The sequence below is a fragment of the Paenibacillus plantarum genome (genome assembly GCF_013141695.1).
GTDB lineage: Bacteria > Bacillota > Bacilli > Paenibacillales > NBRC-103111 > Paenibacillus_E > Paenibacillus_E plantarum.
Genome location: NZ_WHNY01000082.1, coordinates 77,369 through 95,248 on the forward strand (window position 1 = coordinate 77,369; position 17,880 = coordinate 95,248).

Genomic DNA, 17,880 nt, shown 5'->3' on the forward strand with positions numbered 1-17,880 from the left:
CGAATGAATTGGCTAAGAACTTGTTTTGTTACACGTGTTCGTAACTACACATACTTAAATGCGTCCAGTAGATTGGCGCACATTCATCTCACATTTGATCTCAATATCTGCCATGCCATCTTGGCCATGCCCTTCTTTGCCTGCCATTATTCCCAATGCAAGCAGGGCCAGCTTCCCAATTGGAGGACCGATCGTCGTAACTGGAATCTCCATTCTTTCCATTTCAGGAATGTCGTCATATACGATTAATGAGTAGTCGTCGGGCATACGAATCTCCCTGTTTCTGAACAGCTTGATCAGTCCGAAGGCATAGGATTGGTTATCGACAATAAAGGCCGTCGGTTTATCGGGACTGTCTAGTAACTCCGCCACACGCTTCTCTGGAAAGGGTTCCCCCTCTTTGGCCGCAATCACATAATGCTCATGGTATTCCAGTCTCTGTTCCAGAATACCTCTGGTGAAGCCCAGTTGTTTCTCGTTGGAGTCCCCGACGAAAGTAATTCTGCGGTGACCGTTCGCCGCCAAATAGCATACGGATTCATAAATGGCTCCGCTTCGGTCTACGCTGATCCGGTGCGTGCCCTTCAGGCTGCCGCCTCCCATGAGCAGCATTCGCCCTTGAAATAGCTCCTTCTGCTGGATGAATGCCATGTCCGGCTGCCAACCCGGAGGACTCCAGAAAATGATCCGATCCACAAAGTGCTCGTTAAATGCACGAAGTCCTCGAGGCGGATCGGCCAGCGAGATCATCACGTCCAGTCCACGCTTAGCGGCTTCCTGCTGAATTTGCAGGCTGAGGTGATGAAAGAATAGTGCTTCCGATTTCGGCCACAATAAGCCGATCGTCTGCGTCTGTTTGTCGGCCAGTCTTCTTGCAGCCTGATTGGGGATATAGTTCATCTGTTCGGCCATATGGATGATTCTTTGTCGGACTGCATGGCTGACCCCCGGAGAGCCGTTCAATGCTTTCGATACGGTGGGATGGCTCACGCCTGCTGCACGGGCGATATCCTTAATGGTTACTTTCATGGATTTGCTTAGTTCCTTTCAACTTACACATGTCTATGATGATTTAGTATATTACACGTGTTCGTAATTAGGAATACTTTTCCATAATAATTTAAAATTTCACCAATCGCTCGATCTCAATCTGTCGACCTGTTCGCATGGAGACATTCCCGGCGATCCCCGTCAATATGGATATGGCTCCGTCGACATGTGAAGCAGCCCGGTTCAATCGGTCAGGCACTGGTTCTCCAAATAGATCGTTTAACAGAATCGGATCTCCTCCACCATGCCCTCCGCTTCTTTCTTCTATCTCGACCTCATAAGCCTTCTGGAACATCGGCTGTACGGTTAGCTGCTTGTGGGAAAGTGCACCCTCATCCTCTTTCTCCCCGGCCGAGTTGATGTACGATCGTTCCACTACCTTAAGCTCCATTCGCCCCTTGCTGCCGTTAAATACAACATTGAACCCTTCCCAAGGTTGGTACGCGTTCAAAGAATAAGTCAGAATTGCCTGGTTCTCATAACGTACGATAACGCCTAGCGTATCTTCGATACTAATTCCGTCACCGAACACACTTTGATCACGCTGGTAACCGTCAGCGATCTCCGCATCCAGATACAATGCTTTTAAATGATCGTTGGAATCCAGATGAAGCGCGAACGGATCATTTTTAGCTATTTCGCTGCCGAGTGCGCGTTGGTAAAATTGTGTCACGCCTCTGCGTTCCGCATTTTCGCGTCCGTAATACATCAAACCACCCATGGCAAATACCGATTGCGGACGAGTACCAAGCCAGAAATTAACCAGATCGAAATGATGAGTCGATTTGTGAACGAGCAGCCCTCCACTGTTGCGTTTATCCCTATGCCAGCGACGGAAGTAATCGGCTCCATGCTCGGTGCTGAGCAACCATTCGAAATGAACGGAATGAACGTCGCCAATAACGCCGTCCATAATCAGTTCGCGCACTCTGGTGTTATGCGGTGCATATCGATAGTTGAAGGTGACCCTGAGGTTGCGACCAGTCCTCTTCACTGTGTCAAGAATTTCTTGGCACTTGTCCTCGTCAACCGTCATCGGCTTCTCGCTTATCACGTCGCAGCCCAGTTCCATAGCACGGATAATGTATTTATGGTGCGTTCTGTCCATGGTTGTTACGATGATAGTATCGGGCTTCTCCTTCTCAATCATGGCATCGAACTCTTCTGCGCCGTAGACGGCAATTTCCGGATGTGCGTACTTTTCTTTGAGCAACCGATTCGCATAAGATAACCTTACAGCGTTGATGTCGCAAAAGGCGACAAGCTCAGAACGATCACGGTATCCTTCAGCGAGAGCTCCATAAAAAAATTCGGCGCGCCCACCTGTACCGACCAGTGCATACTTTTTTTTCATCATAGCCTCTTCCCCTCTTCATTTGTTATGACGCTTTCATTGTAACGCAATAAATCATCCTTTTCTGCGGATTATTTGCGATAATGACCCGCTTTCTTTGCATTTTTTGCGTATTTTTCAGGTGAGCGTGCTATAGTGAGAAAAAAGGAGGGGACAATCTGATGCAGAAGGAACTGTTCATCCACCATATGAAACGGAACGGCTACTACACGATGCAAAAATACCATTTTCACGACCGATACGAGATTTATTATTTAATTAATGGGGAAAGGACTTATTTTATCAAAGACCTGACCTATCGAATCCGTGAGGGTGATCTTGTTTTTGTTGATAAATACGAACTTCACAAAACGGGCGACACAAGTCTGCCGAATCATGAGCGTATTTTGATCAATTTTACCGAAAGCTTCCTGAATCATTTCAGTCAACCGCTGTTGTATGAACCATTCCGGATGAAAATCAGGTTACTTTCGGTTCCCCCGCATGAGCAGGAGTGGGTGAATCGATTGTTGTTTGAGATGGTGAAGGAGTCTAACGATTCTTTGCCGGGGTACGAAACAACGCTTCAGTCTCAACTGGCCACTCTGCTGATCTGGTGCGCACGCCGGTTAAACCGAGGAAGCGGAGCGGATTTCGAACACGAGAGCCCTGCCCATAAAAAAATTGCTGAAATCGTCGCCGCCATCAACGGCAGATTCGAAGAGCCACTATCTTTGAACGCCATTGCCAAGGAGCATTACATCAGCCCCTATCATCTAAGTCGAATGTTCAAGAAGGTTACCGGATTTTCCTTCGTTGAATATGTGACTAGCATTCGAATCAGTGAAGCGCAGCGACTACTCAGGGAAACCGACTGGAAAATTACGTTGATCGCCCAACGCGTCGGTTACGAGAACATTAGCCACTTCGGGCGTGTTTTCAAGGAGATTGCCCAAACAAACCCGCTTGAATACCGGAAAGCAGCCATGCGGGATAGTCATTAAACTATTCAATTGAAAACTAAGAACAAACAAAAAGCCGTCGCGTATAAGGCGAGGGCTTCGATCATTTCATACTACTAAGCTAAACCATAATCTTTCGCTAAACCACCAAGACCTTCTCTATACCCACTGCCTACTGCTGAGAACTTCCACTCACCTGAATTCCGATATAACTCACCTACGACCACTGCTGTTTCAATGGAGAAATCTTCACCCAAGTCGTAACGAATTAGCTCTTGGCCATCCACTTCATTAACAATACGAACGTAGGCATTGGAAACTTGCCCAAAGTTCTGATTACGCGCTTCTGCTTCATGAATCGTAATTGCAAAAGCAATTTTCTCGATCGTTGCTGGAACCGCCGATAAATTAACATTTATTTGTTCATCATCACCAGCGCCGTCACCTGTTCGGTTGTCACCATTATGTATAACAGATCCATTTTCATTTTCTTTGTTGTTATAAAAAACAAAGTTTTTTTCGTTATCCACTTTACCTGCAGCGTTGGTGCAAAATACAGAACAATCAAGATCGAAATTACCGCCGCCATCGTATTTATTCGTGTCCCAACCAAGACCTACAAATATTTTGGATAGCCCCGGATTTGTTTTTGTAAGATCTACTTTCTGACCTTTAGATAAATTGATTGGCATAGAATGTTTACCTCCACATTATTATTTTATTGGTAACGTTCAGCTAAGTCATCGATATGTGCTGCGTGAGCTCCCTCGCCAATTGCGTTAAATTTCCACTCGCCATTATTCCGATATAATTCCCCTGTAATCAGCGCCGTCATTGTAGCGTAATTGTCAGTTAAATTAAACCGAATTAACTCTTGATTATTGGCTGCATTCACAACTCGGATATAAGCAGATTTAATCATGCCAAAATGCTGGTTTCTTTCATCCGCTTCATAAATGTTCACAACGACAAGAATTTTATGAACATCTGATGGAACTCTGGCAAGATCAATTGAAATTTGTTCATCGTCGCCATGTCCATCGCCTGTCAAATTATCACCAGCATGCATGACTGATTCACAGTCACTGGCAAGGTTATGAAAGCATACAACATTCTCGTCTTTCACTAGCTTGCCATGTTCATTAAGAAGAAGTGCAGAAGAATCACAATCAATTTCTGGCGTCGTTTGCTTTTTTTGGCCAAAGAATCCTTTTGCTTCATTTGTCACTGGATCCCATCCAAGACCAACTACAAGTTTAGAAAGGCCGGTAGTGCCTTTCGTTAAGTCTATTTTTTGACCTTTTACGAGATTAATACTCATTACCTAGGTCACCTCCTTTCGACAGCGAAATTTTCTCTGCATGATACATACGACGTGTGCTCTCAAATAGTTCCAAAATAGAAAAAATGTTCTACCCCTCTATTCATTAAATTGCTGAAACAAAAAAAGCGCTAGACCATTTGGTCCTAGCGCCTTGAATCAAACCTAAGCTACCGTCACGATGATAGGTTGATTCTTAGTAATAATAATGGTGTGCTCATGTTGTGCCGCAAAGCCGCCGCCTGGTAAACTATAAGTCCACCCATCCGGCTGCTCAACGACATAATCCGCACCTGTTGATAAAAAAGGCTCAATCGTAATGACTAAACCCTCTCTCAATACACGTTTATCGTGTTTGTTATAGAAAGGAAGAATCTCTGTTGGAGACTCATGCAAGGATTTTCCAATACCGTGACTACACAAATTATTAATAACGTTATAGCCGCCTTTTTTAGCCTCGATTTGAATAATCCGTCCGATTTCGTTCAATTTAACGCCATGCTTAAGTGAAGAGATTACTTTCATCATCGTATTGTGTGTATATTCACATAAACGCAACAAGGATGGATTGATTGGAGTTATCGGAAAAGACTGCCCCGCATCTGCATAATAACCTCCCAATTCTGCCGAAACGTCAATATTTATTAAATCGCCAGGTTGGATAATGCGATTTCCAGGTATTCCGTGTGCTACTTCATGGTTAATGCTAATACAGGTGTTGCTTGGGAAATTGTATGTTGATTTCGGTGCCGGCACAGCTCCATGCCTTTTCAAAAAACTTCCTCCGATTTCATCAAGTTCCTTTGTAGTCATACCGACACGTGTGTGACGTTTCATTTCATTAATCGTCATTGCAACGATTTTGCCGATTGCCTTTAGACCATCGATATCATCTTGGGATCCTATTGTCATTAAAGCCCCTCCATTTTCAGATAACATTATTTTACACATTTTAAAAGAATACGCCACTATAGACAAAACATTCAATTGCAAATGAGGAATTGACTCTATTAGCTGGTCTCGAACGCTTCTGGTATTGGTTTTCTGTGGAATGCTTTCATATCTTGAAGCGGTGGGAGCCCGAAAAGCCGGCGGTATTCACGACTGAATTGAGCCGGGCTTTCGTAACCGACCTCCAGCGCGGCGGCCGTCGCGTTCGCGGATCCGTTCTGCATGAGGCGTCTCGCTTCCTGGAGGCGAAGCTGCTTCTGATATTGCAAGGGAGCCATTGTCGTGACAGCTTTGAATTTGTGGTGAAGTCCTGAGACACTCATTTTGGACGATCTCGCCACCTCTTCAATTGTAAAGGTTCTGTTGTAATTCTCTTTTATCCATTCAATGGCTCTACTGATCCCTTCATTCTGTTGGTCCATGAAGACCCGTTGGACAAACAAGTGCCCATAATCTCCCGTAAGTAAACGGAAAATCATCTCGCGCTTGATCAGCGAAGACAGAAAGCGGATTTCCGTCTCTGGCTTGCCTTGCAACTCCAACAACCGGATGAATAAAAGCAGCAAGTGCTCATCGGATTTGCCGACATAGGCTCCAGGGCCAAGTTTTCGGTCGAGCGGCTCCACAGTGATACTGGTATCCGACATGACAGTAGCAATCTCTTCCCCCGTTATATCGATTCGTAAGCCGATATACGGCGATTGCCGCGAAGCGCCGATAACTTGACCAGAGGCCGGGATATCGATCAACGAAACTAAATAGTCGCCTGCGCTATAATAGATCGTGTCTTGACCGAGGTGAAGCTTCTTGCCCCCTTGTAGAATCAGGCAAAAAGAGGGAGTGAGAACGCCAGGTATGATCTCCGTTGGTCGGTTGCGTCGGACTAGCGAAAAAAAGGGTATTGACGTCTCCGTACGACCCTCTGCAAGATGAAGGGAATCTACTATATTCAATATTTGATCCAATTTCGTCTGCATAGAAACGTTCCTCCAGTCCTTCAATCCTCTCCTATTATACGCCTTTCCTCTAAGAGCGCAAACCATTTAATCCAACAATAAGGATTACCTATTTGCAGTTTTGATCAATTTTTTAGCAGAAATGAGCTACTTCCCGATGGCGAATCGCGTCATAATAACCGTTATAACGTGAAAGGGAGGTTATCCTCTTGAAAGAACATTCGAAACGAATTATTTTGACAATAATCGTCGCCTGTCAGCTAATGATGGTGCTCGACGCTTCGGTCTTGGTTACCGCATTACCGGAAATTGGCAGTACTCTCCATCTGTCGACAGCCGCTTTGACTTGGGTGCAAAACGCTTATATTTTGGCGTTCGGAGGCTTCTTGTTGTTAGGCGCTCGAGCGGGGGACATTCTAGGAAGGAGAAAAACATTCACCGCGGGGATCGCCTTGTTTTCGCTGGCCTCGATGTTGGCCGGCTTGGCGCCGTCCGCTTCGCTTCTACTTGCAGCACGCGCTTTGCAAGGATTGGCCGCAGCGATGGCGACTCCGTCTGCACTCGCCCTTTTGTCCGTAAGCTTCTCGGAAGCGCGGGAACGGACGAAAGCGATTGCTGTTTACAGCGCCGTATCCGGAGCCGGCGGCAGCGTTGGTCTCATCATTGGCGGATTGTTGACGGATCTAATATCTTGGCGCGCCGGGATGTTCCTCAACGTACCGATCGGCATAGCTCTGCTTCTTATGGTGCCTCGGTATATGCAGGAGACGGAGACGAAAGCGGGTCGACTGGATATCATGGGAGCCATGACGTCGGTGATCGGCATGACGGCACTGGCATTCGGATTCGTTCAAGCCGCGTCTGTCGGATGGAAAGCGCCGGAAGTATGGGGTTCGCTTGCTCTCGGAGGTGTATCGCTAGCGGCTTTCGTGAGGGTCGAAGCACGGGCGAAAGAGCCAATTACCCCTCTTCGTCTGTTCGCAAGCCGAACACGATCCGGAGCCTATTTGGGTAGGCTGTTGCTCTTGTGTGGAAATTATCCGATCTTTTTCTTCGTTCCGCAGTTTCTACAAAAAGTTCTTCATTTCAATTCTTTGCAGGCTGGACTTGCGATCATGCCGTTTACGGTCGTTCAGTTCGGGATGATGTATGCCATGCCTACGCTTTTAACCCGATTCGGTCATGCAAAAGTACTAATCGCCGGGTTGATCATCGCGATCACTGGAACAAGTTGGCTGAGCCTCATTTCGGCTGATTCGAGTTTTCTTCCTCATCTGTTTTTCCCTTTGATCGTCATGGGTTGCGGTGCTGGGATGATCTTCCAGCCGTTTACGACGCTGGGGTTGTCCGGCGTGGAGGCCAAGGATGCAGGAGCGGCATCAGGGCTCGTCAACGTCGCTCATCAGACCGGCGCGTCGCTCGGACTCGCAGTCCTGATCGCCGTCTTCGAGACGGCGAACCGGCCGGGAGTTCCTACAGATACGACTTTTGCCCAAGCGATCTCGGTCTCGCTCGTGGGTTCGGCCGTTTTCCTGACGGCTTCTCTCCTGGCAGTTTTGTTCTTACTGCTGCCAGCGGATAGAGCGCAACGCGCCGTAGCGGCTGAAACGCGGAACGCTTCCTGAATTGTGCAATCGTGATTACTTCTAACTCTAGTCCTCGTACACTGAAAAAAATACAGTGCTAAGAATCGCTTTTGCTTTTTTTAAGTTACGGGAATCTAGCTTATTAAGTATTTCAATGACTTCATTCATTTCATTAGGAACTGTTGCCTTGTCAGGGTCTGCTCCTATTATCGATTTGGGCTTTGACTTACTGAGTGCTTGTGAATCTTCGTTTGACTCCATAGGAAACCACGATGCTTGCAAAGTTTCATGAAATACATTTACTAGAAATCTTAACTCATCATCGTTATAACGTTGCAAGAACTGATTAACCCCAATATCAATTTGCGTATGTAGGGCTTGATGCAAAGTGTTAATCTCTTTGCCTAGTGATGTCGTACGAAATAAAATCTCTTTTTTGTTATCAGGGATATATTCAAGAATGATGATTTGTTTTTCTGCCAGTCTTTTCGTGATTTTAGAGACATTTCCTTTTGAAAAACCAAATTGCTTCGAGATGGTTATCCCATTTACTGGTTCAAGCTTTCCGATGGCGCTAAGCACATGAAGCATATTAACAGTCATTTCTTTCATAATGTCCGCAAAGCTGCGGGGATTGGTTTCGTCGGAGAGACGAACGAATCTGACAAATGGCTCATTATTGACGGCACAACTGACAAACTGTCTCGCAACCGATGGCATATGTGGCCAAGTTCACAGGGGAAGTCGGTCGCCGTATGTCCGCTACCCCATTCCGACCAATTTCAAATCATGATCCGGTTGAACCCGGACGAGAAACCTATCCTCGATGAAGCTGCATTGACTGCTCAGTTCTACACTCTCACTGGATTCTCATTATACGACATCACTTGGACCTCCGTATTCCGGCCTAATATTCGACTCGCAAAGCACTACCGAGCGGGCAGAGTATTCTTGGCGGGCGATGCCGCCCACGTCCACACACCAGTCGGAGGGCAGGGACTCAATACCGGTGTGCAGGATGCCTATAATCTCGGTTGGAAATTAGGTCAAGTCCTCTCCGGAGCTCCCGACAGCCTACTCGACAGTTACGAAACTGAGCGTCAGCCGATTGCTGCACGTGTTCTTGGTAAATCAAGTGAGCTTTACGCAGGCCTAGACAAGCGCCGGATCTCTAGTCTCAAACGCGGAGACGAAGAACGTCAGCTCGGAATTTCCTATCATGCTGGGCCACTCGCAGCCGCTATAAACCCGGCCACCAAGACCCTGAAAGTTGGCGACCGAGCACCGGACGCACCTTGTGTCGGTCCAGGTGGGGCACTTCGACTCTTCGACTTATATCAGGGACCGCACTTCACTGTTCTTGCGTTCGGGATCGAAGCAGCCAAAGCACTTACGGATCTGGCCTGGCCGACTGTCGGTGCTGAATTACGACGATACGTTGTAGGGACTGTAAGTGTTGAGGACAATTGCATTAAAGACATCACAGGCAATCTCAAAAGAATCTACGGGATTACCACTGACATGCTGTTGTTAATTCGACCTGACGGTTACATTGGAAACATTATCATGAACAACTGGCTAGTGACTTTCGAGAATATAACCAAAATGATTACGTCACCCTGCTCTAATATGTAGCATTCGAACTATTTAAGTAAGTAACTATTTTGCCCGTTACCACATTAGATGTCTGTCATCTTTGCTTTCTAAATTTAAGTACTTCTATAATCAATTCTATTGAACAAAAAGCCACCGTTAAAATACCAATAAAAGAAAATAGATAGAGAATGAATCGCACAGTCATATAAGCCAATGGCATGCTATCAAAAAGATGTTGTATTGTATTCATTGCAAAAGAATTATTTAAAAAAAGAAGAAGTGCGCCAGCTAATATTCCGTAAAGTAAATTATTTTTATGATCCATTCAAAGCTCCCTTTATTCATTCGTTTTTTAAGAAAAGGCAACCAATCCGCTTGGATTGGCTGCCAATTTCGTTTAGCAATGAACGCTAGTTAACGTGCTAAGTTATTAGCACCAACCTCTCTCAGGCCAATCAGCTCCATATATCGTTGGAAAAAGGGCTAGCATAATAACGCCGCTATAAAATACTTTTATCCCCGCAGCTACTGCTTTTTTTCTGAAATTAGTTTCAATTTCCTTCATATGTATCCCAACCTTTCGTTATATATTTGTAAATTTTACCAAATAAACACTTCCATCCATATAGTACTAAAGAAGCAATTATTTCTTCACAATACTCATGTTCGCTTCATAGCTGCCTAACTTCACCTGATATCTACGAATGCAAAGAGACTACCGAAGCGTCGGCTTCAGTAGTCTCTTTTTATGACAATAGACAAATCTTTCCGGGATTCATCTTCCTTTTAGTGCATAGTAAATTGGAAATGATATGGCAGTTGCAATACTCAAACAAACAAATGAACTTGGGATTACTATTCTTTTCATTTTAATGGCTCCTAACTAATTTCATATTCATTTCGTTATGTATATTCTGTTAAACCTTATTATGCATGATGATGTACATGTCTATTCCTCTATGCTTTGAAATGCTGAATAATAATCTAATTAAATACCAACTGGATTAATGGGATTAATTCGATAATGATTGCACAAATTAATGCAAGAGGTGATAACGTGCATTTCTTATGGCTAGGTTTAGGCACTGGATTTTGAAAACAAATAAATGGAGCCTGATTTCAATTGCGTCCATTCCCTTAATTATGACGTTGGGAAATTCTATGCTTATTCCTGTATTACCATCCATTCGCAACAAATTACAAATAACTTCATTCCAAGTGAGCTTATTAATTACGATTTACTCTGCAGTGGCAATCCTCCTTATACCGATTGCTGGGTATTTGTCGGATCGCTTCGGCAGGAAGATCATCATAATCCCCAGTTTACTCATAACTGGCATTGGTGGTTTGATTTCTGGTTTAGGCGCATGGTGGCTGGAACATCCTTATGTAGTCATTATGCTGGGACGAGCGTTACAAGGAGTAGGCGCGGCGGGAGCTTTCCCCATTGTGCTGCCGCTTGTCGGTGACATGTACCAAAACGAAAGTGAAGTCAGTAAAAGCCTGGGGATTGTAGAAACGGCCAACACGCTAGGCAAAGTTCTGAGTCCTATTCTAGGATCGGTGTTGGCTTTCGTGGTGTGGTTTCTCCCCTTTCTCACCATCCCTGTGTTGTGTGTGGTATCTACACTATTAGTTGCCTTTCTTGTTAAATCCCCTAAGAAAAAAGATAAGAAAGGAGAGAAAGTTACATTTAGTAATTTTCTGCAAAACCTTAAGCAAATATTTTCGAAGAATGGTCGTTGGTTATCTGCAATTTTTGCCATTGGTTGTATCTGTATGTTTGTCATTTTTGGGACATTGTTTTATTTATCAGACACACTTGAAGACAAATATCAGATTAAAGGCATATGGAAAGGCTGTGTGATTGCCATCCCTTCGGCAGCGCTATGTCTTGCGTCGTTCCTAACTGGCAAAAAAATTGGTGAAAACAAGAAATTAATGAAATGGATTACTTTTAGTGGCGTAGCCATTGTGACTGCAGCACTTGTTATTTCTGGCTTAGTACAATCTCTATACGGGTTGATTATTTTAGTTAGTATTGCCGGCATTGGCATTGGTGTTACACTTCCCTGCTTAGATGCCCTGATAACGGAAGGTATTGATAAAGCAGAACGAGGCACAATAACTTCCATCTATAGCTCAATGAGATTCATTGGCGTTGCTGTAGGCCCTCCACTGGCTTCAGTCCTTATGAAGATATCATCACAACTTATGTTTTACAGCATCTCGGGAACTTGTGTTGTTGCTGCGCTTCTTGCTTTATTCGCTATTAAGCCTAGTAATGGAGACAACATCAAGGTGAAAAATAAGCGAGCATAAAAAATAAGCCCAGCAGATGGGCTTTATTTTACATGTGTTTTCAATCAAATGTGCTTAAGTCGTTGTACCTCCTCTTCAATTTGGCTTACATCAATCCTTTGGAACAATACTTCAACTTGGTTTAGCTCTCTTCCAGAGGGACACTCAACATATGCCCAAGTGGGATCAGATAAGCCTAGAAAATCCCAAATCTTTCTGCAGGAGAAAGGTAGGAATGGCTCCAAAAGGTTCGACAAATTCGCAATGATTTGAACACATGTATGAAGAGTATGACTACATGCGTCCACATTTTCTTTGATCTGGTTCCACGGTTTTTGATCATCAACATATTTATTACAGCTACGAATGAACGCAAATACGGTATCCAATGATTCTTTTAGCTTACCATTCTCAATAAGTGCTCCACATCGCGTATACAGGTCTTCAAGTTGATCTTTCATGCTACTATCAATCACACCTAATGGGATTGTACCTTCATATAATTTTCCGATAAATACTAAGCTTCGATTCACAAAATTCCCAAACGCCCCCAGTAACTCTCCATTATGGCTATAAATAAATTCTCTCCAAGAGAAATCCGTATCGCGATTTTCTGGGCCATTGGCAATAAGGAAATAGCGGATTGAATCCACCTCATACCTCTGTAAAAGATAAGGAACCCATACAGCCCAGTTTCGACTTGTTGAAAATTTCTTTCCTTCTAAAGTGAGAAATTCGCTAGAAATAATATGATCTGGCAGGTGTACATTTTTCAAACCCAGCAGAATAGCTGGCCATATTAATGTATGGAAAGGGATATTATCCTTCCCATGAATATAGTAGGCTTTTACACCTTCCTTGGACCAGAACTTTTCCCAAGATTCCCCGCGCTGATTAGCCCACAGCTTACTGGCAGACAGATACCCGGTGACCGCCTCTACCCACACATAAATTTTTTTCCCATCAAATCCTTCCAAAGGCACATCTACCCCCCAATCCAAATCCCGAGTAGCAGCACGATCCTGCAGCCCTTCTCTTAAATAACGTTTGGAAAGTCCAATGGCGTTTTCCCTCCAACCATCCGCTTGATCTACAAAGTTTTCTAGCTCAGTCTGGAATTTCGAAAGTGCCAAGAAGTAATGATCGGACAACCTTGACGATGGACTCCCCTTGCATAACTTACACGAACGATTATGGAGTTCCAACGGATCCAATAATGCGGAGCAGGCATCACATTGATCACCTCTAGCTGCACTACCACATTGAGGACAGTTCCCTTCAACATAGCGGTCTGGCAGAAAACGAACGCAATTATCACAGTACGTTTGTTCAACTGCTTTTTTATACAGAACACCATTATCTAGCAGTTGATTAAAAACCTGTTGCACAACTTCGTGGTGAAATGGATGATCTGTTCGGGTATAAAGGTCGTAGGAAAACCCCATTTGATGGAAACAATCCTCAAACTCATTATGATATCTGTCGGTAATTACTTTAGGGGAAACCCCTTCTTTGTTAGCTTGAATTGAAATAGGTGTTCCATGACAATCACTTCCTGATACATAAAGTACCTCTTCTCCTTTTAGCCGAAAATACCGCGCAATCACGTCACCTGGAAGTAAACTCGCTACCCGTCCTAAATGAAGCGATCCGTTAGCGTAAGGCCATGCTCCTCCAATAAATATGCTCATGATCCATTTCCTCCTAATTTTAAATTTGTGAAAACAAAAAAAGCCCTCGTCCTCAAAAAGGACGAAAGCTGTTGCTTACGTGTTACCACCTAAATTTACCGATCCCTCACGGTAACCGGCCTCAACAAGTACGTCACCACATGAGGTGATTATACCCTGGCACGTTAACGGGTGCGCCCGGTGCAGCCTACTTCCTCGCTGGAGGGTTCGATGCACAGCTCTGAGACCATGTTCGTCAGACGTTTCTTTACTCCTTTTCACCTACCGGAGCTCTCTGTTAAAAGAACGGGGTCCAACTACTCTTTCTCGTCGTTGCCTTTATTCATATTCCTTATATAGCCAATTATAAATGTGTATTTTCAGAAATCAAACTAATTTTCAATTATAATAATAAACTATTTGAACCAGCCCTTCTCTTTGAAACGCATAATAGCCTCAATTCGGTTACTGACATTGAGCTTATCGAGAATAACGGAAATGTAGTTGCGAACAGTACCTCTTGTAATATACATGTGATCAGCGATTTCCTTCGTGTTTTTACCGTCGGCGATCAGGTTCAAGACTTCCTTTTCCCGCTCGGTCAAAGGGTTTTCTTCATGATAAGTCTCATCTACTAGCTCTGAGGCATAAATTCGTCTGCCTGCCATCACACTCCGAATCGAGGTAGCGAGTTCCTCGCTTGGGCTATCTTTCAGCAAATAACCGTTGGCTCCTGCCTTGACGGCCCTCTCAAAATACCCGTAACGAGCAAACGTAGTCAAAATAATGACTTTGCAACCCAGTCCCTTTAGTTCTTCCGCCGCATCTAAACCGTTCATGATGGGCATCTCGATATCCATGACACAAATATCTGGCTTATGCAGTTTAACCAGTTTGACAGCATCCTCGCCATTGCTCGCTTTACCTACGACCTGCATATCCTCTTCCAAATCAAGTAAGGAAGCAAGTGCGCCAAGCAGCATCCGCTGGTCCTCGGCAATCACAATTCGGATCATATCCGCACCTCCCTTTCTGGTGGTATGATAGCATTCGGAACTTTTATGACAATCATGGTTCCTTTGTCAGAGACAATTTCCATACAACCGTTAACAAACTCAAGTCGCTCTTTCATGCCCCGTAAGCCATTTCCAAGTAAAACAAGACACTCTTTCGTCATGCCGATGCCATTGTCCCCGACCTTAATAACAAGATCGCTTGGTGATGGTTCAATAGAGATTGAACATGAAGTAGCACTGCTATGCTTGATTATATTCGTAACCGATTCCTTCAAACACATACTCAACACGTTTTCATTGATCAAAGACGTGTTGGTTAACTTCGGATCTCCCTCTACAATAAGGTCAATCTCTGCAGCCTTCAGTATCTGTTTGATTCGAAACATCTCTTCCACTAGTCTTGTACCACGCATTTGCGTTACGATTTCTCGAACTTCCTTTAACGCAATTCGAGCCGTCTGACGAACATCATTGATTTCGATTTGTGCTTGCGCTGGATTTTTGCTAATTAATTTCCCAGCCAAATCACTCTTTAAACCAATTAATGAGAGCTTCTGACCTAGTGTATCGTGTAAGTCGCGGGCGATTCTTTGGCGTTCTTCTAACTTTACCAACTCGGAAATTCGCTTATTGGCATCCTCTAGCTGTCCCTGCAGTTGTTCACTCCTATTTCGGTTGAACGTCGTGACAGGAATGAGGATAACGGCAATTACACAAATAATGATAAAGGGCAATTGGGTAAAATACACAGGATTTTGGGATACCAATCCATAGTTAACCGTTGCAATCGTGGTAACTAGATGTATGCAGTACAACGTAATAAATCCTGCTCGACTTTTCATGGTACCAATAAAAAATGCTAAAAACAGTGAGAAGTACACATAGCTGAAGGCGATGCCCATGATAATCGAAATAATAATTTGTACACTAGTCCAAAAGTACACAATCCATCCTTTCGATACGAAGGACAGCACGTAGCAACTAAAGAAAACCATGATCATGATCGTGCCTAACACAATGTGGTAAGTGGTAGAAGAACGAAATATAAAATAAAAAGGAAGGATATAAAAGACAACCCACACATACGGACTAATGCCGGTGTTTTTGTGAAAAATTTGATACCACTTTTGCATAGTCCGTTTAGCCTCTTTTTCTCCAACATAGTTTTACTAATATTTTAACATAAACATGGAACGATGTATTTATTGCCCTTGAAAGGTTGATTTACGCACTTTTACGTTTATTTTGTTAGTCAAAGGATCATGCTCATTTTCCTTAAGGTTTACCTGTTTTTTATTTTTATAACCGACAAACGTTTTGTTACGCTCATCCCATAGTTTAAAGCTTAGCGACTTCAAACTGGTGCCGATTGTAATGGTCGTTGCTTTCTGAAGTGGAGGCGTTGCATTATGCGCTTTTTCCAAATTATAATTGGGCACTTTCGGACTCAAATGATGGACATGATGAAACCCAATATTTCCAGTAATCCATTGCAGAAGCTTCGGCAGCTTATAATAGGAACTTCCTTCAACCGCGGCTTTCACATAGCTCCACTCATCTTCTTTCTCGAAGTAGGAGTCTTCAAACTGATGTTGCACATAAAACAGCCAAATTCCCATTAAGCCCGCTACGAACATGATTGGAGCTTGAATCAGAACAAACGACTGCCATCCAATTATCCAGATAAGCATGCCATATAAAGCAAGAATGGAAACATTCGTCATATACGTACTGATTCTTTCCTTACGTCTAGCACCTTTCGTGTTAAAACGGTTCGTAACTAGGAACAATAAGATGGGACCAAGTCCGAACATAATGAATGGGTTCCGATATAACCGATAGGCAATTCGGACCCATACGGAAGATGCCGCATATTCGTCGACGGTAAGCACCCACATATCACCTACTCCGCGTTTCTCGAGGTTGCTGCTCGTTGCATGATGAATAGAATGACTATTCTTCCACTGCTGATAGGGAAAGAGTGTAAGGATACCTGTAATCGTACCGACAATTTCGTTAGCTCTACGGCTCTTGAAGAACGATTGATGACAACAATCATGGAAAATGATAAAAGTTCGTATCACAAATCCGGATGCGATGAACGTAATCGGTAATGTGATCCAATAGTATATAGATAGGCTTAGATACGCAGCTACCCATAGTACGATTAAAGGTCCTAAGGTATTAATGAGCTGCTTGATACTAGCCTTCGTATTTGAGTTTTCATAAGGGGCAACCTGTTTTTTTAAGTTAGTAAGTGTGGATTGTGTCATTGTATCGTTCCTCCTCTATCTGGTGCGCAGGACTTGTTGGCGAATATCAGTAGTAGTATCCTATCTTCATTATAGATATCGCTTTCAGTTCGTTGCAGTCATAAACATCATGTAGACGGTATGACATATGTCATATAGGAAAGAGAGAACCATGATTAATTTGCTTATCACATTTTTGTGTGCTATGATTGGTCAATAAACGGCTTTGACATAAACTCACATATTGAAAAAGTGATCATTTGTGTAATGGTATCTTTTTTAATGTGTGATTTTTTTTGTTTGAAAAAAGCATGTTAATAACAATTTGGAGGTAATTATATTATGGAAACAGGAACAGTGAAATGGTTTAACGCAGAGAAAGGCTTTGGATTTATTGAAATGGAAGGCGGAAATGACGTATTCGTTCATTTCTCCGCAATTCAAGGAGATGGGTTCAAGTCGTTAGACGAAGGACAACGCGTAGAATTTAACGTAGCTCAAGGCAACCGCGGTCCTCAAGCTGAAAATGTTGTAAAACTGTAATCAATCCACAGTGAACTGTCCTTAACAAGTGTTAAGGGCAGTTTTTTTTCATATAAGGAGGAGAAAAAGATGTATTTTCGAAAAAAATCAGAAGAGGATCTCATTCAGGAAAACACGAAAGTTTGGGCATGTAATACCGAAGGTTGTAAAGGGTGGATTAGGGACAATTTTTCATTTGAATACGTCCCAACTTGTCATCAATGTCTATCTCCCATGATTAGTAGCTTGAAAATGCTCCCAATTATTGCTAACTCCAATAAAAATATGAAGTCTCTTCATAAAGGCAGATTGATCTCCTGATCCATTGGATCGGCATGGCAAAAAAAGAGAAGATCCAATTGGG

General features: G+C 43.6%; 19 protein-coding genes and 1 other annotated feature. Of the genes, 6 read left to right on the plus strand and 13 right to left on the minus strand.

From position 1 onward, the window contains the following. Positions 1–54: 54 nt before the first annotated feature. A complete protein-coding gene (locus tag GC096_RS33625) occupies positions 55–1,029 on the minus strand; it encodes a LacI family DNA-binding transcriptional regulator (RefSeq protein ID WP_171636689.1) in 975 nt (324 codons plus the stop codon). Positions 1,030–1,120: 91 nt separating this feature from the next. After that, positions 1,121–2,407 (minus strand): Gfo/Idh/MocA family oxidoreductase, encoded by a 1,287-nt coding sequence (locus GC096_RS33630; RefSeq protein WP_171636691.1) that lies wholly within the window; start codon positions 2,405–2,407, stop codon positions 1,121–1,123. A gap of 158 nt (positions 2,408–2,565) precedes the next feature. On the opposite strand from GC096_RS33630, the gene GC096_RS33635 reads away from it, so the two are divergent. After that, entirely contained in the window at positions 2,566–3,387 is an 822-nt protein-coding gene (locus tag GC096_RS33635) for an AraC family transcriptional regulator (protein ID WP_171636693.1), read from the plus strand. A 74-nt stretch (positions 3,388–3,461) separates the two neighbouring features. Here GC096_RS33635 and GC096_RS33640 read toward each other — a convergent pair whose 3' ends face one another. The 4 genes from GC096_RS33640 to GC096_RS33655 form a co-directional block, all read right to left on the minus strand. Beyond that, complete coding sequence (locus tag GC096_RS33640) at positions 3,462–4,037, minus strand: TerD family protein (RefSeq protein WP_171636695.1); 576 nt, start codon at positions 4,035–4,037, stop codon at positions 3,462–3,464. A gap of 26 nt (positions 4,038–4,063) precedes the next feature. Continuing rightward, positions 4,064–4,666, minus strand: a complete 603-nt coding sequence (locus GC096_RS33645; protein WP_171636696.1) for a TerD family protein — start codon at positions 4,664–4,666, stop codon at positions 4,064–4,066. Between the two features lie 165 nt (positions 4,667–4,831). After that, positions 4,832–5,578 carry a type I methionyl aminopeptidase gene (map, locus tag GC096_RS33650; RefSeq protein WP_171636698.1) on the minus strand — a complete coding sequence of 249 codons (747 nt, stop codon included), beginning with the start codon at positions 5,576–5,578 and terminating at the stop codon, positions 4,832–4,834. A 98-nt stretch (positions 5,579–5,676) separates the two neighbouring features. After that, the gene (locus tag GC096_RS33655) at positions 5,677–6,594 is read right to left on the minus strand and encodes an AraC family transcriptional regulator (protein ID WP_171636700.1); all 918 of its coding nucleotides are present in this window, start codon (positions 6,592–6,594) and stop codon (positions 5,677–5,679) included. 188 nt (positions 6,595–6,782) lie between these two features. On the opposite strand from GC096_RS33655, the gene GC096_RS33660 reads away from it, so the two are divergent. Continuing rightward, positions 6,783–8,198 carry an MFS transporter gene (locus tag GC096_RS33660; protein ID WP_246303149.1) on the plus strand — a complete coding sequence of 472 codons (1,416 nt, stop codon included), beginning with the start codon at positions 6,783–6,785 and terminating at the stop codon, positions 8,196–8,198. 27 nt (positions 8,199–8,225) lie between these two features. On the opposite strand, the gene GC096_RS33665 is transcribed toward GC096_RS33660, so the two are convergent. Beyond that, positions 8,226–8,771, minus strand: a complete 546-nt coding sequence (locus GC096_RS33665; protein ID WP_171636703.1) for a MarR family transcriptional regulator — start codon at positions 8,769–8,771, stop codon at positions 8,226–8,228. Here GC096_RS33665 and GC096_RS33670 point away from each other — a divergent pair. Continuing rightward, entirely contained in the window at positions 8,742–9,794 is a 1,053-nt protein-coding gene (locus tag GC096_RS33670; protein ID WP_171636705.1) for an FAD-dependent monooxygenase, read from the plus strand. The genes GC096_RS33665 and GC096_RS33670 overlap by 30 nt on opposite strands. A 55-nt stretch (positions 9,795–9,849) precedes the next feature. Here GC096_RS33670 and GC096_RS33675 read toward each other — a convergent pair whose 3' ends face one another. Both GC096_RS33675 and GC096_RS39215 read right to left on the minus strand, forming a co-directional pair. Further along, on the minus strand, positions 9,850–10,080 hold the full coding sequence (locus GC096_RS33675) for a hypothetical protein (protein WP_171636707.1): 231 nt from the start codon (positions 10,078–10,080) through the stop codon (positions 9,850–9,852). A 105-nt stretch (positions 10,081–10,185) separates the two neighbouring features. Next, positions 10,186–10,320, minus strand: coding sequence for a hypothetical protein (locus GC096_RS39215; protein WP_281366861.1), 135 nt, complete (start codon positions 10,318–10,320; stop codon positions 10,186–10,188). A 527-nt stretch (positions 10,321–10,847) separates the two neighbouring features. On the opposite strand from GC096_RS39215, the gene bcbE reads away from it, so the two are divergent. After that, on the plus strand, positions 10,848–12,077 hold the full coding sequence (bcbE, locus tag GC096_RS33680) for a bacillibactin exporter BcbE (protein ID WP_246303151.1): 1,230 nt from the start codon (positions 10,848–10,850) through the stop codon (positions 12,075–12,077). 44 nt (positions 12,078–12,121) lie between these two features. On the opposite strand, the gene metG is transcribed toward bcbE, so the two are convergent. The 4 genes from metG to desA form a co-directional block, all read right to left on the minus strand. Further along, positions 12,122–13,747 (minus strand): methionine--tRNA ligase, encoded by a 1,626-nt coding sequence (metG, locus tag GC096_RS33685; RefSeq protein ID WP_216626346.1) that lies wholly within the window; start codon positions 13,745–13,747, stop codon positions 12,122–12,124. A 54-nt stretch (positions 13,748–13,801) separates the two neighbouring features. Beyond that, positions 13,802–14,069 (minus strand) — a binding site (T-box leader). Positions 14,070–14,142: 73 nt separating this feature from the next. Then, positions 14,143–14,742: a response regulator transcription factor gene (locus tag GC096_RS33690; protein WP_171636711.1), complete on the minus strand. Its 600-nt coding sequence runs from the start codon at positions 14,740–14,742 to the stop codon at positions 14,143–14,145. Beyond that, the gene (locus tag GC096_RS33695; protein ID WP_171636713.1) at positions 14,739–15,875 is read right to left on the minus strand and encodes a sensor histidine kinase; all 1,137 of its coding nucleotides are present in this window, start codon (positions 15,873–15,875) and stop codon (positions 14,739–14,741) included. The genes GC096_RS33690 and GC096_RS33695 overlap by 4 nt, the downstream gene beginning before the upstream one ends. A 69-nt stretch (positions 15,876–15,944) precedes the next feature. After that, positions 15,945–17,015: a Delta(5) desaturase DesA gene (gene desA, locus GC096_RS33700; protein ID WP_171636715.1), complete on the minus strand. Its 1,071-nt coding sequence runs from the start codon at positions 17,013–17,015 to the stop codon at positions 15,945–15,947. 321 nt (positions 17,016–17,336) lie between these two features. Between desA and GC096_RS33705 the strand changes: the two genes are divergently transcribed. Both GC096_RS33705 and GC096_RS33710 read left to right on the plus strand, forming a co-directional pair. Next, complete coding sequence (locus GC096_RS33705) at positions 17,337–17,537, plus strand: cold-shock protein (protein ID WP_056625586.1); 201 nt, start codon at positions 17,337–17,339, stop codon at positions 17,535–17,537. 69 nt (positions 17,538–17,606) lie between these two features. Next, positions 17,607–17,837, plus strand: coding sequence for a cold-shock protein (locus GC096_RS33710; protein WP_171636717.1), 231 nt, complete (start codon positions 17,607–17,609; stop codon positions 17,835–17,837). Positions 17,838–17,880 lie beyond the last annotated feature (43 nt).

Excerpts from the sequence above, each read along its gene's own strand:
- GC096_RS33625 (WP_171636689.1), bottom strand. The coding sequence starts at position 1,029 with ATGAAAGTAACCATTAAGGATATCGCCCGTGCAGCAGGCGTGAGCCAT.
- GC096_RS33630 (WP_171636691.1), bottom strand. The coding sequence starts at position 2,407 with ATGATGAAAAAAAAGTATGCACTGGTCGGTACAGGTGGGCGCGCCGAA.
- GC096_RS33635 (WP_171636693.1), top strand. The coding sequence starts at position 2,566 with ATGCAGAAGGAACTGTTCATCCACCATATGAAACGGAACGGCTACTAC.
- GC096_RS33640 (WP_171636695.1), bottom strand. The coding sequence starts at position 4,037 with ATGCCAATCAATTTATCTAAAGGTCAGAAAGTAGATCTTACAAAAACA.
- GC096_RS33645 (WP_171636696.1), bottom strand. The coding sequence starts at position 4,666 with ATGAGTATTAATCTCGTAAAAGGTCAAAAAATAGACTTAACGAAAGGC.
- map (WP_171636698.1), bottom strand. The coding sequence starts at position 5,578 with ATGACAATAGGATCCCAAGATGATATCGATGGTCTAAAGGCAATCGGC.
- GC096_RS33655 (WP_171636700.1), bottom strand. The coding sequence starts at position 6,594 with ATGCAGACGAAATTGGATCAAATATTGAATATAGTAGATTCCCTTCAT.
- GC096_RS33670 (WP_171636705.1), top strand. The coding sequence starts at position 8,742 with ATGAAGCATATTAACAGTCATTTCTTTCATAATGTCCGCAAAGCTGCG.
- GC096_RS33665 (WP_171636703.1), bottom strand. The coding sequence starts at position 8,771 with ATGAAAGAAATGACTGTTAATATGCTTCATGTGCTTAGCGCCATCGGA.
- GC096_RS33675 (WP_171636707.1), bottom strand. The coding sequence starts at position 10,080 with ATGGATCATAAAAATAATTTACTTTACGGAATATTAGCTGGCGCACTT.
- GC096_RS39215 (WP_281366861.1), bottom strand. The coding sequence starts at position 10,320 with ATGAAGGAAATTGAAACTAATTTCAGAAAAAAAGCAGTAGCTGCGGGG.
- metG (WP_216626346.1), bottom strand. The coding sequence starts at position 13,747 with ATGAGCATATTTATTGGAGGAGCATGGCCTTACGCTAACGGATCGCTT.
- GC096_RS33690 (WP_171636711.1), bottom strand. The coding sequence starts at position 14,742 with ATGATCCGAATTGTGATTGCCGAGGACCAGCGGATGCTGCTTGGCGCA.
- GC096_RS33695 (WP_171636713.1), bottom strand. The coding sequence starts at position 15,875 with ATGCAAAAGTGGTATCAAATTTTTCACAAAAACACCGGCATTAGTCCG.
- desA (WP_171636715.1), bottom strand. The coding sequence starts at position 17,015 with ATGACACAATCCACACTTACTAACTTAAAAAAACAGGTTGCCCCTTAT.
- GC096_RS33705 (WP_056625586.1), top strand. The coding sequence starts at position 17,337 with ATGGAAACAGGAACAGTGAAATGGTTTAACGCAGAGAAAGGCTTTGGA.
- GC096_RS33710 (WP_171636717.1), top strand. The coding sequence starts at position 17,607 with ATGTATTTTCGAAAAAAATCAGAAGAGGATCTCATTCAGGAAAACACG.